The 15,127-nt window shown below is 68.6% G+C and carries 5 protein-coding genes; 4 read left to right on the forward strand and 1 reads right to left on the reverse strand.

All coding sequences use genetic code 11. From position 1 onward, the window contains the following. The first annotated feature begins 44 nt into the window (after positions 1-44). The 3 genes from FBY39_RS16390 to FBY39_RS06385 are packed head-to-tail and all read left to right on the forward strand — an operon-like array spanning position 45 to position 7,832. Positions 45-3,497, forward strand: coding sequence for a family 43 glycosylhydrolase (locus tag FBY39_RS16390; protein ID WP_160132980.1), 3,453 nt, complete (start codon positions 45-47; stop codon positions 3,495-3,497). A gap of 44 nt (positions 3,498-3,541) precedes the next feature. Beyond that, a complete protein-coding gene (locus tag FBY39_RS06380; protein WP_141931167.1) occupies positions 3,542-5,830 on the forward strand; it encodes a glycoside hydrolase family 127 protein in 2,289 nt (762 codons plus the stop codon). A gap of 25 nt (positions 5,831-5,855) precedes the next feature. Then, positions 5,856-7,832 carry an OmpL47-type beta-barrel domain-containing protein gene (locus FBY39_RS06385; RefSeq protein ID WP_222115666.1) on the forward strand — a complete coding sequence of 659 codons (1,977 nt, stop codon included), beginning with the start codon at positions 5,856-5,858 and terminating at the stop codon, positions 7,830-7,832. A gap of 381 nt (positions 7,833-8,213) precedes the next feature. On the opposite strand, the gene FBY39_RS06390 is transcribed toward FBY39_RS06385, so the two are convergent. Then, positions 8,214-11,141 (reverse strand): immunoglobulin-like domain-containing protein, encoded by a 2,928-nt coding sequence (locus tag FBY39_RS06390; protein ID WP_160132985.1) that lies wholly within the window; start codon positions 11,139-11,141, stop codon positions 8,214-8,216. Between the two features lie 300 nt (positions 11,142-11,441). On the opposite strand from FBY39_RS06390, the gene FBY39_RS06395 reads away from it, so the two are divergent. Next, on the forward strand, positions 11,442-14,951 hold the full coding sequence (locus tag FBY39_RS06395) for a family 43 glycosylhydrolase (protein ID WP_160132987.1): 3,510 nt from the start codon (positions 11,442-11,444) through the stop codon (positions 14,949-14,951). The last annotated feature ends 176 nt before the right edge of the window (positions 14,952-15,127 follow it).

The following is a 15,127-nucleotide window of genomic DNA, read 5'->3' on the forward strand; positions in this document are numbered from 1 at the left end:
CCCCGCCGCATCGTCGCGGCGACACGCCCCGAGGAGGGGACACTGTGGTCTGGAAACCGAGAAAACTGACGTCCGGCATCGCCGCCGTCGCAGCGGGGATTCTGCTCGCGTCACTGGCGCAGGCGCCCGCGATGGCCGCGACCGAGAATCCGATCATCAGCGACGGCAGCGTCTACTCCGCCGATCCGACGCTGCTCGCCGTCGACGACACGCTCTATCTGCATGCGGGCCGCGACGAGGCGGGGCCCACCACCAACGACTTCATCATGAACGAGTGGCAGGCCTTCTCGACGACCGACGTCGACGGGGGTTCGTGGGAGCACCACCCGTCCCTCATGCGTCCCGAGGCCGTCTTTGCTTGGGCGACTCCGGGTCGGGCCTACGCGGGGCAGGTCGTGGAAGGCGCCGACGGCCGCTTCTACTGGTACGTCCCGGTCCACGAGGCGGCGAGCACGGCATCCGACAAGTTCGGCATCGGCGTCGCCGTGTCCGACACCCCGCTCGGTCCCTGGACCGACCACGCGGGCGGGCCGATCGTGTCGCAGCGGATCCTGAGCAACGACGCCCACAACATCGATCCGACCGTCCTCGTCGACGACGGTCGCGTCTACATGTACTGGGGCAGCTTCGGACGCCTCATGGCGATCGAGCTCCAGAGCGACATGAAGACCCTCATCGGGTCGCCGACGTCGATCTCGAGCGGCGTCACCGGCTTCTTCGAAGCGGCCTGGCTCTTCGAGCGCAACGACACCTATTACCTCGCGTACGCCGCGAACAATGCGGGGCCGACGAGCACGTGCACGCCGGCGAACTACCACGCGTGCATCGCCTACTCGACGGCATCCTCGCCCATGGGGCCGTGGACGTTCCGTGGTCGGATCCTCGCGCCGGTGTCGTCCACGACGAGCCACCCCGCGATCGCCGAGTTCCAGGGCGAGTGGTACCTGGCATATCACACCGCTGATGCGGTGGGCGGCAACCACTTCCGCCGTTCGGTGGCGATCGATCATCTCGAGTGGGACGACACGCAGACACCCGCCCGCATCCTTCCCGTCACGACGACGCCGATCAAGGAAGCCGACCTGACGCCCCGATCGAACGTCGCGCCCTGGGCGACGTCCTCGGCATCGAACGAGCCCATCCCGACGCAGTACTGGATCAAGGCGCTCAACGACGAGATCATCCGCCCCAACCCGCTGCCGCCGGACATGTGGGGCAGCTGGACGGCCAACCGACCCGCCCAGCAGTGGCTCCAGTACACGTGGGACGCCCCCGTCCGCGTCGAGAGTGCGCGCATCAAGTTCTGGCGCGATGCGGCCCCGGGCACCGGCAACGGCGTCTCCAACCCGAGCTCGTGGGTCCTGCAGTACTGGGATGCCGGTGAGTGGAAGGACGTTCCGAATGCGAGCGGCTATCCCACCTCGACGACCGCTGTCCACGAGGTGACCTTCGACGCTGTCACGACCTCGCGCCTGCGTGCCGTCCTCAACGCGTCGCCGAACGCCGCCACCCCGCCGTCGTACTCGGCGCTCGCCGTCGAGGAGTGGGAAGTGCACGCCGCGCAGCCCGACAGCGTCGGGGCCGTCCAGATCGAGACCGACAAGGGGATCGCCCCCGATCTGCCCGAGACGGTCTCGCTCGCCTATGGCGAGGACACCATCGATGCCCCCGTCCGCTGGGACGAGGTCGACCCGGCCGATTACGCCGCTGCAGGAACCTTCACGGTGAGCGGATTCGTCGAGGGCTATGCCGCGGGAACCGTCTCGGCATCCGTGACGGTGCGCGGAGACGACCAGTGGCGCGTCAACCTCGCCGAAGCGGGTGCGGCGACTGCCGACTCGACGGCTGCAGGATCGTCTCTCGCGGCGCTCAACGACGGTGAGATCGTCTACAGCGGAACCGCGCACCCGTCGTGGGTGTCGGCGACCGAGGGTGACACCCACTGGGCGGGCTACACGTGGGACGAGACTGTTCTCGTCGATGCCGTCGCGGCCCACTTCTGGACAGGTGCCGGCACGACCCTTCCCGAGGCCTGGAAGGTGCAGACCCGAACCGACGGCGAATGGACCGACGTCGCAGGCGTCGAGGAGTTCCCGATCCGCAACGGCGAGCCGAGCACCGTCTCGTTCGAGGCCGTGCAGGCCACCGGCATCCGTGTCGTCATGACCGCCGCGGCATCCTCGACCGTCGGGCTCGGCGAGCTCGAGGTGTTCGGCGAGACGCTCGACACGACGGCTCCCGAGGTCGCCCTCACGGCGAACGGCGTTGCGGGAGCGAACGGCTGGTTCGTCTCGCCCGTGACCGTCCGTGCGACGGCGATGGACGACCGCGACCTGCGCACCCGCATCGACCTCGCCGTCGGTGAGGGGGAGTGGCAGCAGAACGCCAACGCCCGCTTCGCCGAAACGACCGTCTCGACGGACGGGCAGCATGTCGTCCGCGCTCGTGCGACGGATGCCGCGGGCAACACGTCACCCGAGGGGTCGACGACCGTCCGCATCGATGCGACCGCGCCGACGGTGAGCGGAACGCTCGACGTCGACGCGCGAACCGTCAGTGCCGCTGCGGCGGATGCCGGTTCGGGTGTCGCTTCCATCGAGTACGCGATCGACGCCCCGACCGGGTGGGCCGCGTACAGCGCGCCCGTCCAGATCGACGACGAACGGCGCACCGTGTACCTCCGGGCGAAAGACGCCGCGGGCAACGTGTCGAGCCTCGCAACCGTGACGGTTCCGCTCTCTCCCGACGCTCCGCTCTCGGGCAACATCGCCCCTATCGCGACGGCGACCGCGTCGTACACGTCATCGTGGAACAGCGTCACGGCCGTCAACGACGGCGCGCTCACGGGCGCCTCGTGGGGGACCTGGCCGAACGTCGGCGAGCAGTGGGTGCAGCTCGAATGGGATCGCATCGTGACGGTCGACCGTGCCGGCATCCTGTTCTTCCGCGACTCTGCGGACTCTGCCAACGTGGGGGTCATCCCGCCGCGAGAGTGGAAGCTGCAGTACGTCGACCTCTCGAGCGGTCAATGGCGCGACGTCGAGGCGAGCGGTGCCTACGGCCGGTCGTCGACGGCGATCAACGAGGTCGCATTCGCTCCCGTGACGACGACGAAGCTCCGTGCCGTCATGCAGGCGTGGGGTGCGGCCAGCGCCGGCGGATCCAGCGGCATCCTCGAGTTCGAAGCGTGGGCCGCCGAGGCTGCCCCCGCGATCGACGTCGACGTGACCGTGTCGACCCGCTGCGTCGCATCGAAGGTCGTCCTCGTGACGACTGCGGCGAACAACGGCGAGACGCCCGTCACGGTGGAGCTGCGCACGCCCTACGGCACGAAGACCGTCACGGGCATCGCCGCGGATGCGCGCTCCAGCAACGCCTTCACGACGCGCACGGCAACCATGGCCGGCGGTGAGGTGACCGCCGTGGTCACCGCCGTCGTGGACGGCGAGACCGTCACCCGAGAGTACGTCGTGCCGTATGACGCCCGCACCTGCTGACCGCGCGCGCGCACGTCACCGACCATGAATCGAAAGGATCAACGATGACCGAAGAGACCATGTCAGGCCTCAGCCGTCGCAGAGTGCTCGGCGGCGGACTGGCGCTCGCGGGCGCCGTCGCCGCGGCGAGCGTCCTCGACCCGCGCGGCGCGCAGGCGGCGGGAGCAGCCTTCCGCGTCGCCGGGCCGACGAACTCCGCGCTCGCCGTCCGCGCCTCCCAGACCGTCGTCTACCCGGAGGCGTGGAGCGTACAGCCCTTCCCCCTGTCGTCGGTGAAGCTGGGCCAGAGCGTCTTCACACGCGCGCTCGAACAGCACCTCGTGCTCTACCGCGCTTACTCCGTCGACAAGATCCTCGCGGTGTTCCGGCGCAACGCGGGTCTGTCCACCAACGGAGCGACTCCCCCCGGCGGTTGGGAGGAGTACGGTCCCAACCCCGACCTGCAGCGCTGGGGGCCGCGCGAGTACGTGCGCGGCCAGAACACCGCGGGCGCGGGAGGATGCCTCCGCGGGCACTACGGCGGCCACTTCCTCAGCGGTGTGTCGATGGCGTATGCCTCGACGGGCGAGGTCGCGCTCCTCAACAAGGTCAACGCGATCGTCGACGGGCTGGAGGAGTGCCGTGCGGCGCTCGCCGCCCAGGAGTACGAGGGGGCACCGCGCTATTCGCATCCGGGATTCCTCTCGGCCTACGGCGAGTGGCAGTTCTCGGCGCTCGAGGAGTTCGCGCCCTACGGCGAGATCTGGGCGCCGTACTACACACTGCACAAGATCCTCGCGGGCCTTCTCGACGCGCACGCGCTCGCCGGGAACACGAAGGCGCTCGCGCTCGCCGAGGGCATCGGGCACTGGGTGTACAGCCGCCTCTCGACCTGCACGTCGGCGCAGCTCGCGCGCATGTGGGGCTCCTACATCGCCGGCGAGTACGGGGGCATGAACGAAGTGCTCGTCGAGCTCTACTGGCGCTCGAGCGATACCGCGAAGCGCGAGTTCCTCGACGCCGCGCACCTGTTCACGCTGCACACGCTCGTCGACGCGTGCGCCGCGGGAACGGACACGCTCAACGGCAAGCACGCGAACCAGCACATCCCGCAGTTCCCGGGTTACATCAAGCTCGCGGCCGAGACAGGCGACGAGCACTTCCTCGACGCCTCGAAGGGCTTCTTCGACATGGTCGTGCCCGGCCGCTCGTACGCTCACGGCGGGACGGGCGAGGGAGAGCTCTGGGGTCCGCCGAACACCGTCGCGGGCGATATCGGTCCACGGAACGCCGAGTCCTGCGCGGCGTACAACATGCTCAAGGTGGCGAGTCAGCTCTTCTTCAACGAGCAGAACCCGAAGTACATGGACTACTTCGAGCGGACGGTGCTCAACCACATCCTCGGCGGGCGCCGCAATCAGGAATCGACGTCGGGACCCGAGAACCTGTACATGTTCCCGGTCCAGCCGGGGGCGCGCAAGGAGTACGGGAACGGCAACATCGGCACGTGTTGCGGCGGCACGGGGCTCGAGAGCCACGTCAAGTACCAGGAGGGCATCTACTTTCGGTCGGCCGACCAGACGGAGCTGTACGTGAACCTGTACATCGCGTCGACCCTCGACTGGGAGGAGACGGGGCTCGTGCTCGAGCAGGTGTCGTCCTACCCCGAGTCGGACACGTCGACGCTCACCGTCCGCACGGCACCCTCCGGTCCGCTCACGGTGCACCTGCGCGTGCCGTCGTGGTCATCCGGCGTCGAGATCGAGGTCAACGGCGCCGCCGCGGACGTCGACATCGAGCCGGGAACCTATGCCGCCGTCACGCGCGACTGGTCCACCGGCGACACGATCACGGTGCGCATCCCGCTCGCCGTGCGCGTCGAGTCGGCGATCGATCGCCCGGACATCCAGGCGCTCCTGTACGGACCCGTCGTCCTGACGGCGACGAGCTCGTCCACGAGCTACCTCAAGGTGTCGCTCGCGGACCGGCTCAACCTGAGCGGCAACGTGTCGCGCGGCATCGCGAAGACGCCCGCGAACGTCTTCACGATCGGGTCGCAGTCCTACGAGCCCGCGTACAACGGGCGAGACGTCGGGTACCACATGTACTTCCAGCGCACCGAACCCTCGGTCACCTTCGCGGGCGCGGACGCCGGGGTCGCGAACCCGCGGCGATCCGGGAAGACGCTTCTCGACGAGGTCTGGGACCACGCGCCCTTCGCGAGCCGGTCGGCGTTCCTGGGTGTCGTGGGGCAGGTCACCGCCTCCTACGTGGCGGCCGGACTCCTCACGGCGCGCAACCGCCAGAAGATCCTCCTCGCCGCCGGTCGGGCGCCGATCGATGGGAGCAACTGACATGTCGATGACTCAGGAGAAGGCCATGCCCACGCGAACGAACGGTGGATCCCGTGTGAGGAGAGCCGCCGTTGCCGTGGTCGCAGCCGTCGCGCTCGCCGTCACGGGGGCGATCGCCCTGCCTGCCGGCGCCGTCGACGAGCCGATCAACGTCGCACTGGCATCCGGTGAGAACGCCCCCACGACGGAGGTCAGCTATGTCCCGGCGTGGAACTCGGCCGCGGCGCTGAACAACGGCGTCGTCGGGCCGACGAACACGCTCTCGGCGATGTGGGGAACGTGGGGTGCGCCGGGCAATCCGACGCAGGACACCGCCACGTACACGTGGGAGCAGCCCGTCACGGTGAGCTCCTCGAAGCTGTACTTGTGGCAGAACCACTTGACCCCGGGCGGCGATTCCGGTGTCATGATCCCGTCGGCGTGGAAGGTCGAGTACCGCACCACCGCGGGCGAGTGGGCCCCGGTCACGGGCGCGGACCTGACGTATCCGCTGCCCGTGCTCGACACCGCAGCGCCCATCGCGTCGCTTCCCGTCGTGCAGGCGGACTTCGATGCCGTCACGACGACGGCGGTCCGCCTCACTCTGGATCGCGTCGTGTTCCAGAGTCAGCGCAAAGCCACGAGCGTCATCGAGTGGGAGGTCTGGGGCGTCAACGCACCGATCGAGGAGCCTGAGCCCGAGGACCCGAACGCCTTCATCGACGCACAGGCCGTGGCCGTGCGCACCGTCACGGGCACCGCTCCGATGCTCCCCGGCAATGTCTGGGTGATCGGCGAGAACGGTCCGCTGCGCTACGTCGATGTCGAGTGGGCCGGTGTCGCGCCCGCGAGCTACGCGTCGCCGGGACAGTTCGAAGTCGTCGGCGATCCCGCCGGCTACGACGGACAGACGGTGAGCGCAACGGTGTTCGTCGCCGACACGCTGTCGACCGCGATCGAGAGCGTCGACTACACAGCGACCATCACGACTCCCGGCGTCGAGCCGGTGCTTCCCGACACCGTCCGCGCGACATTCGAGGACGGCACGGCGAGCAGCGGCGTCGACGTGGAGTGGGATGCCGTCGCACCGTCTGCCTACGCGGATATCGATGCGATCTTCGATGTCGAGGGGGCCGTCGACGGCTATGAACCGGGAGCTGTCGCGACGGTCTTCGTCGTCGAGCCGCTCGATCAGACGAAGCCGATCGTGTCGGTCTCGTTCGACGCCGCGCCGCAGGGGAGCGGGTGGTACACGACCGCTCCGACCGTGACGATCACGGCGGAGCCGACCGCGAGCCCCGTCGTCGGGATCGAGTACAGCCTCGACGGCGAGACCTGGGCGGCATACACGGAACCGTTCGTCGTATCGGCACAGGGCGAGGTCAGCGTCATGGCGCGGGCGACGAGCGAAGACGATGCCGTCGGCGAAGCATCCGAGACCATCAAGGTCGACACGATGGCACCCGAGACCGGTGTCGACTGGGTCGTCGTGGACGGCACGTCCGTCACCGTCACCCTCACGCCGACCGATGCGGAGCCCGGCTCGGGCGTCACGCGGACGGTGTGGTCGGACGGTCCCGATGCCTCGCCGACCGGTGAGCTCAACAACATGTATGCGACGTACGAGGAACCGTTCTCGGTCCAGCTGACCGAAGCGCCGCGATACGTGCACGTGCAGGCTCAGGATGCCGCGGGCAACGTCGAGGAGTACGTGACGATCGAGCTCCCGACGCTCAGTGCCGAGGCGCTGGATCTGGAGCCGACGGTCACGCAGCGTTGCATCGCCGGGAAGGCGTATGTCGCGGTTTCGGTGAAGAATGCGGATGATGTCGCGGCGATGGTGGAGATCGATACGCCGTACGGGTCGAAGACCTACGCGGCTGTCGCGGCGGGTCGGACGGTGTCGGTGGCGTTCGCGTCGCGCGCTCCGAGCATCGGTGCGGGCGAGGTCGAGGTGACCGGTACCGCTGGTGAGCTCGGCTACGCCGGCACGGTGGAGTACGACGCGCACAGCTGCCGCTGACGCGTCCCTCGGAAGGGCCCGTGGTCTTCGGACTGCGGGCCCTTCCGCGTGCTCTCGCGCCTGCCATGCGCGCTGCCGCGCCCGCGCGTCGCGACGCCCTGGTCCGTGAGACTGCACCTTCCGGACGAGACTGCGCTCCGACGGTGCTGTCTCGGCCGGAGGATGCAGTCTCGCGGCGGGGACGAGAGCTCTCGAGGCGAGCGGGGCGAGCGGGGCTCCGGGGCGAGCGGGGCGCCGGGAGGGGGGACGGGATGCGGGGGAGGGCTGCCGGGGCCGAGGGATGCCGGGGTGCCGGGGTGCCGGGATGCGGAAGGGCCCCGGCGGAGGAATCCACCGGGGCCCTGAGCTGTCGCGGGCGTCAGGCCCGCGGCATCCGATCGATCAGCCGCACGAGCGCGCCGTGTAGGCGGCGCTGACGGTGCCGGTCGCGTCGCCCGACGTGACGTCGACGACGACCTGTCCGCCGGCGATGCTCGCTGCGCGGGTCGTGAAGGCGTACGAGGCCGACTTTCCGGCGGCGATCGTCGCGGACTTCGTGCCGAAGGCCGTCTCGACCTCGACCTGCGCGGCATCCGCCCCGCCATTCGTGATCTTCGCGACCAGGACGACCTTGCCGGCGAGGCAGCGCGTCTCGGTGGTCACCTCGACCTCGATCGCGGCCTCGACCGTGACCGTCGCCTCGACGGGCATGCGCGAGTCGTCCTGAGCGATGCCCGAGACGGTGAACGTTCCCGCTTCGGCGTAGCTCGACGGATCCACGTCCTCCCAGAGGACGTCGACCGTCTGCTGCGAGCCGTCCGCCTTCGTGAGTGCGGCCTTCGGCAGCACCGGTGCGACACCGGCATCCGTCGTGACGTCCATCGCCCCGACCGAGGCCACGGCGATCGACGGCGCGTACGCCTCGAGAACCTTCTGGTACTCGGCACGCGTGACGGGGATCACCGTGCCGTGGCGCGGCTTTCCTCCGTCGGCGTTCTGCGGGAGTCCCTGACGGAGCTTCGCACCCACCGGCTGCCAGGCGTTGCCGTCGTTGATGTTGTTCGTCCCGAACGGGATGTAGTAGTTCGGGCCGCCGTGGTAGTTCGGCTGGTCGATGAAGAGGAACCAGTCGAGCCCGTTCACGTCGCCTTCGTTCGCGGCGAAGATGTTGGCACCCTCACCGCTCGTGAAGGTTCCGCCCGGCTCGCCGTTGGGAAGGCCGCTCGCGACCCGATCCTTGACGAGCGTCCACTGGTCGGCTGCGCCGGTCGCCCCGGGCAGGGTGCCCGTGATGGTCGCGAGCAGGTCGGTCGACTTCTCGTGACGGATCGTCATGCTCGCCTCGTCCTTCGTGAAGCGGTGGTAGACGCCGTCGACCTCTGCGACCGTCGAGTCGATCAGGCCGAGGCCTGCTCCGCGACGCACGTCGATCCAGATCTGCGGGTCCGAGAAGGTCACGAAGTCGTCGGTCGTCGCGTACATCATGCGGTTGTACGTGACGGCCGTGCGGTCTGCCGCGTTGGTGGTCGGGTAGAGGTTCGAGGCCCAGAAGACCACGAACGTGTCCAGCTCGTCGCTCCAGAACGCCTCGGGAGCCCACGTGTTGCCCGCGAAGTCGCTCGAGACCTTGACGTGACGCTGCTCAGACCACGTGACGAGGTCGTCCGACTCCCACACCTCGATGTACTTCGAGCCCGAGATCTGCGCCGTCGTGAACCCGCCGGCGAGCCCCGCGACCTTCAGGTCGGTGGCGATCATGTAGAACTTGTCGCCTTCGGGTGCGCGGATGATGTACGGGTCGCGAAGACCCTCCGTGCCGACCGTCGAGGTGAAGATGGGCTGTCCTGCGTTCAGCGTGTTCCAGCTGAGAGCGTCGTTGCCCTTGGATGCCGCGATGCTGACGCGCTCGGCTCCGTCGCCCTCACCGGTGAAGAACGTCCAGAAGTACGCCTCCGTCTTGTCGGTGCCACCCGGCATGGGCTGGATCCGCGCCGAGAACGTCCGGCTGCCCGAGGCTGCCCCGTTCGCGGCGGTCGCCGTGAGTTCGACCGTGACCGGCTCCGAACCGGCGGCGGGACGCTCGATGTCCACGGTGCGCGCGTTCTCGCGAACGCCGGTGCGGAGCGACGCGTAGTCGGACCCCGCCGCGGCGACCGTCCAGGTGATCGTCGACCCGAGTGCTCCGACAGCCGGCACCGAGAAGTTGGTGCGGATGTTGTCGAGGTTCATGATCTCGATCGCCGCGAGGTCCCGTTCGACCTCTTCGGCATCCGTGAGCTGCTGCGGCACGACGACGGTGTAGGTCTGCGTGCGGCTCTCGGCCCCGACGGTGAACGTCGCGGTCAGCGTCACGGTGGCATCCCCTGCGCCGGCAGCCGGGCGGGTGACCGCCGCGGTCGTGCCGGAGACCGAGATCGCCGCGTTGTCGGATGCCCACGAGACGGCTGCGCCGGCGCTCGTGACGGGAACCGAGAAGTTCGCGGTCGCGGTCGACGGCACCGACACGGCGGCGACGGCGCGGTCGAGTGCCTGACCCGCGTAGAGCGACTGGATGTCGGTCGCGCTCAGAGCGGTGTCGTACACGGCGAAGTCGTCGATGAGGCCGCTCCAGCTCGTGTCGTTGTAGACCGAGCGGCCGAGGCTCGCCACGAGGGTGCCCTGGAAGTCGGCGACGCTGCGCGCGATCGCGGTCTGAGCGATCTGTGCACCGTTGATGTACGTCGTCAACTGGCCGGTCGTTCCGTTGATGACCGTCGTGTAGAGGTTCAGTCCGGCCGGCGTCCGTGCGCCGACCGTGGCGGAGTTCGTCCCTCCCGCGCCCACTTCGGTGGTCCAGGGAGAGCCCGCGCTGACCGAGTTCGTGACGACGGACTTGACGTACCCGCTCGGGTTCGACGGGTTGAGGAGCCAGTACTCGGGCGGGATGTTGCCGCTCGCGGGCTGGATGCCGATGAACGCCGCAGCGGTGTTCGCGGGGCCCGTGCGCGGCGAGAGCCACGTCGAGATCGTGAGGTCCTTCTTGCCCGCGAGGGGGGCGCTGGGAACTTCGACATAGGCCGCGGTGCCGCGCGCGCCACCGGGGAGCGACAGGCTTCCGTCGGCGACGGATCCGCCGCTCTGGCGCAGCGTTGCGTTGTGGCCGTTGCCGCTCGAGTCGGCGATCGTCGTGCCGTCTGCCGTGTCGAACGAGTAATGGATGAGCGGTTCGCCCGCGACGGCGGCGTTGGCGGCCGTGGGGACGACGGTGCCGGCGAGCGCGAGTGCGACGGCCGTGGTGACTGCCGCGCTCGAGGTGAGGAATCGGGTTCGGGTTCGGGTGCGCGGTCTCATGCGCGGCTTCCTTGCTCTCGTCGATGTGCGACGAGGCGTCCCTTCGCTCAGGCCGCGAGGCCGAAGCGGACAGTTGTGCGTCATCGCGCAATCGTTCGGCCGCTCACGCGGCCGACGGACATGAATGTTACCGGGAACATCCCAGTGTGATCAAGGTACGTCGGCCTACGCGCTGCTGTCAAGAAATCGCTACCGGAAACCGGGGGGAACGCTTTCCCACTCTTGCGCGGGGAGCGATTCCCGGTAATGTGAGCGATAACACGCTGAACGACGATGTCCAGTCACTTGATGGAGAGTGGAATGAGAGTGTTTTCTCGAGCCCGACGGTCTGCCGTCGCCGCTGTCGCCGCAGGGGCGATGATCTTCGGAATGGGCGCCGTCACGGCGCACGCTGCTCCGCCGGACGAGGGCCTCCTCGCGGAGTACCTGTTCACGCAGACGTCGGGAACGACCGTCGCGAACTCCGCGGAGGGCGCGACGCTCGGACCCGCAACCGTCCGCAACCTCCAGCCGACGGACTGGACCGGCACCGCCCTCACGATGCGCGGCGGTGCGAAGACCTCGAACGGGAACTGGGTCGAGCTTCCGCAGAACATCCTCTCCGGTAAGACGTCCGCGACCATCACAGCCGAAGTGAAGGCATCCGCCGCGATGCTGAGCGGCTTCCATTTCTTGTGGAACGTCGGCAACGACTCCTCCGCCACGGAGTACCTCTTCGCTTCACTCAACTGCGCGTCGGGTCGTTCCCCGCTCGTCGGGATCAAGTCGGGCGGGGTCGAGCAGCTCGCGCAGTCGACCTCGTGCGGCATCACGGCGGGTCAATGGGTCAACGTCACCTCCGTCGTCGACGGGGCGAGTGGCACGGCCTCCCTCTATATCGACGGAATCCGCACGGCGCAGGCACCCGTCGCCTTCACGCCGGCCGACGTCCTGAACCAGTCGCTCAACACGATCGGGCGCGCGCCGTGGCCGGATCCGCTCTTCCAGGGCGCGATCTCATCGTTCCGCGTCTATGACCGCGCGCTCTCGGCCGCCGAGGTCGCGGAGGTGTCGGCCGAGGACGCGCAGGCGAACGCGGCCGAGCTGCAGGGCCAGGCGCAGGCGATCCTCACGGGACTTGCGCTGACCGACCGCGAGACGTCGAGCGACATCGATCTCCCCACCGCGAACGGCCGCGTCACCTGGACGTCGAGCAACCCCGACGTCGTTGCGACGAACGGGCTCGTGATGCCGCCGCTCGCCGGTCAGCAGGCGATCCCCGTCCAGCTGACGGCGACGGCATCCATCCGCGGCATCACCGCGAGCAGCACGATCACCGTCACGGTGCTCCCCTCGACGGAGACCCCGTCCGAACGCATCGAGCGTCTCGCGCAGCGCTTCGTCATCCCCTCGATCGTGCGCTCGGGTGCGGCGCTTCCCGCGGCCCCCGCCGGCACCGAGGTCACCGTGACCGGCGCGACGGGTGGAATCGAGGTTGATGAGGCGATCACGTCGGGCTCGAGCGAGCCCCTCGATGGGGGGATCACGGTCGCCGTCAGCGACGCGTCGACGGGAGCGAGTGTCGAGCGACGCTTCGCCGTCCGTGTCCTCCCGGCCACGTCGCCGCAGATCATCGCCTACAACAGGAACCCGACGTCGGTCGCGGAGGCGAACAACGCCGATGTCGCGTTGAGCATGCATCTCGCGCTCGAGTCAGCAGACGGGTGGATGCCGCTCAACGAGAACTACGGCATCTTCTTCCCGCGGACCTCCACGCCGATCCCGGCGAACGGCCCGAGCGACGGGCTTCTCCGGAGCCTCCGGAACCCCCACGTGTTCTACCAGGAGGATGGGTCGTTCGGCATCGTGGCGACCCGGACGTTGCGGAACGGGGGAGTGGAGAACCTGCAGTCGAGCAGTCTCCTCTACGCCCGCAGCGCCGACCTCCTGTCGTACGAGGAGGTCGGGATGATCGACCTCGGCGTCACGAGCGGCGTCAACGACCCTGCCGTCGTCTGGGATTCCGCCTCCGAACGCTACGTCGTGAGCTGGACCTCGGATGCCGGCGTCGCGTTCTTCACGACGTTCGGAGACCTCGCCGATCCGGCGACTCGCGGGCCTGTCCAACGTGGCGCGATCACCGCGACCGAAGGCGTTGACGACCCCGGCATCCCGAACTTCGCGACCGGCAATGCGCTCGTCGTGTCATCCCCGGTCGCCGATGCGCTGTCCGTCCGGTTCGGCCGGATCGTCAACACGGGTGTCGCGGATCTCGAGGACGTCGAGATCGCCGCGGGTGACGAGCTCGCCGCGGCGGATCTTCCGCAGCGTGCGGAACTGTCCTACAACGACGGTTCGACGTCGACCCGGGCGATCGCCTGGGATGCCGGCTCCCTCGACGCCGTCGACACCTCGACGCCCGGCACCTACGAGGTCACGGGCACGATCGCAGCGCCCGAGTACGCGACGCCGTTCGCCGACGAGCGCGCCGACCCGTCGGTGTTCCGCTACGACTGGAACGGTCAGCAGAAGTTCCTCATGATCGCCACGGAGGACATCTACGGCGGCAACATCAATCCGCAGGGCGGCGCGCACATGCCGATCCGTATCGCCGATCGCATCGAGGACCTCTCGGACGAGGCGATCGCAGCGGGCCGCAACGTCGAGATCGACCTCTTGCGCCGCGGTGACACCGACGCCGACGGCGCAGTGATGACGGGATGCTTCTGGGCGCCCGAGTACCACGTCATCGGCGGAAAGCTGTCGATCCTGTTCATGCCCTGCTACAACGGCACGAACGGCCAACCCGACATGTGGACGGGGCGCGCGAGCATCATCCAGTTGAAGCAGGATGCACAGGGTGCGGACCTCGATCCCGCGGTGCCGGCGAACTGGACGAAGCCGCAGAAGGTGCTCCGCAGCGGCGGCGGCGCTCTGAACCCCGTGCAGGGCATCTCGCTCGACATGACGTACCTCGAAGACTCCGGCCAGTCGTACTACATCTGGCAGCAGCTCGGCTCGCTGTACATCGCGAGGATGGACCCGTCGAACCCGACTCGGCTGACGTCGGAGCCGGTGCGGATCCTCGCGCCCGAGTACGCGTGGGACAACGTCATCGCGGAAGGCCCGAACGTGTATGCCCGCGACGGCGTGCTGAACCTCATCTACTCCGGATCGACGGTCGGCGACACCTATACGACGGGTCTCGCGACGGCGATCGCGGGGGAGGGGGTCGATCTGACGTCACCCGCCGCGTGGACGAAGCTCAACTACCCCATCCAGAAGTCGGGTGTCTTCAACGGTGCGTGGCAGCTCGGGACGGGACACGGCATGTGGTCGCACGACGAAGACGACAATCTGCTCTACGTCTTCCACGCGCGCACCGACAACAGAGGGCTGAGCGGACGGGACATGTTCGTCCGCCGCGTCCACTGGGCTTCGGACGGACTGCCGATCTTCGACATGGAATCGGACGAGGAAGTTGCGCCGGAGAACCGCGAGGTCTCCGTGACAGTGACCGTGACCCCCGTGGCCGCCCCCGTGCTCGATGCGTCGGCGACCGTCACGGCCCGGTGTATCGGGGGCAAGGTGGTGCAGATCCTCACCGTCAAGAACGGCGAGGACGTCCCCGTGACGATGACGGCGACGGGGCCCTACGGGACGAAGGCCTTCGGCTCCGTCGCCGCAGGCAAGAGCATGTCGGCGTCGTTCACGACGAGGCAGGCTGCGATCGCCGCGGGAACCATGACCCTGACCGCTTCTGCCACCGTCGACGGGGCTCCTGTCACCGCGACGATCGATGCGGCGTTCCCCGCCGCATCCTGCGGCTGAGACCCGGGGTCGAGCGGTGCAGGACATACCGCTCGGCCCCGCACCAGCGTCCGCTGCCGCGCTCTGTGGCGGGGCTTCGGGTGCCAGCGGGGAGCAGTCGTCCCGAGGAAGAGAAGTTCGTCACCGAAAAGCTTATCGAAAGGGTTGTTCTCGGTAACCGTTATCGCTAACATCAT

Source organism: Microbacterium sp. SLBN-146, assembly GCF_006715145.1.
In the GTDB taxonomy this organism is placed as follows: domain Bacteria; phylum Actinomycetota; class Actinomycetes; order Actinomycetales; family Microbacteriaceae; genus Microbacterium.

Coding starts and splice junctions, on each gene's coding strand:
- FBY39_RS06395 (WP_160132987.1), top strand. CDS start 11,442: ATGAGAGTGTTTTCTCGAGCCCGACGGTCTGCCGTCGCCGCTGTCGCC.
- FBY39_RS06380 (WP_141931167.1), top strand. CDS start 3,542: ATGACCGAAGAGACCATGTCAGGCCTCAGCCGTCGCAGAGTGCTCGGC.
- FBY39_RS06385 (WP_222115666.1), top strand. CDS start 5,856: ATGCCCACGCGAACGAACGGTGGATCCCGTGTGAGGAGAGCCGCCGTT.
- FBY39_RS06390 (WP_160132985.1), bottom strand. CDS start 11,141: ATGAGACCGCGCACCCGAACCCGAACCCGATTCCTCACCTCGAGCGCG.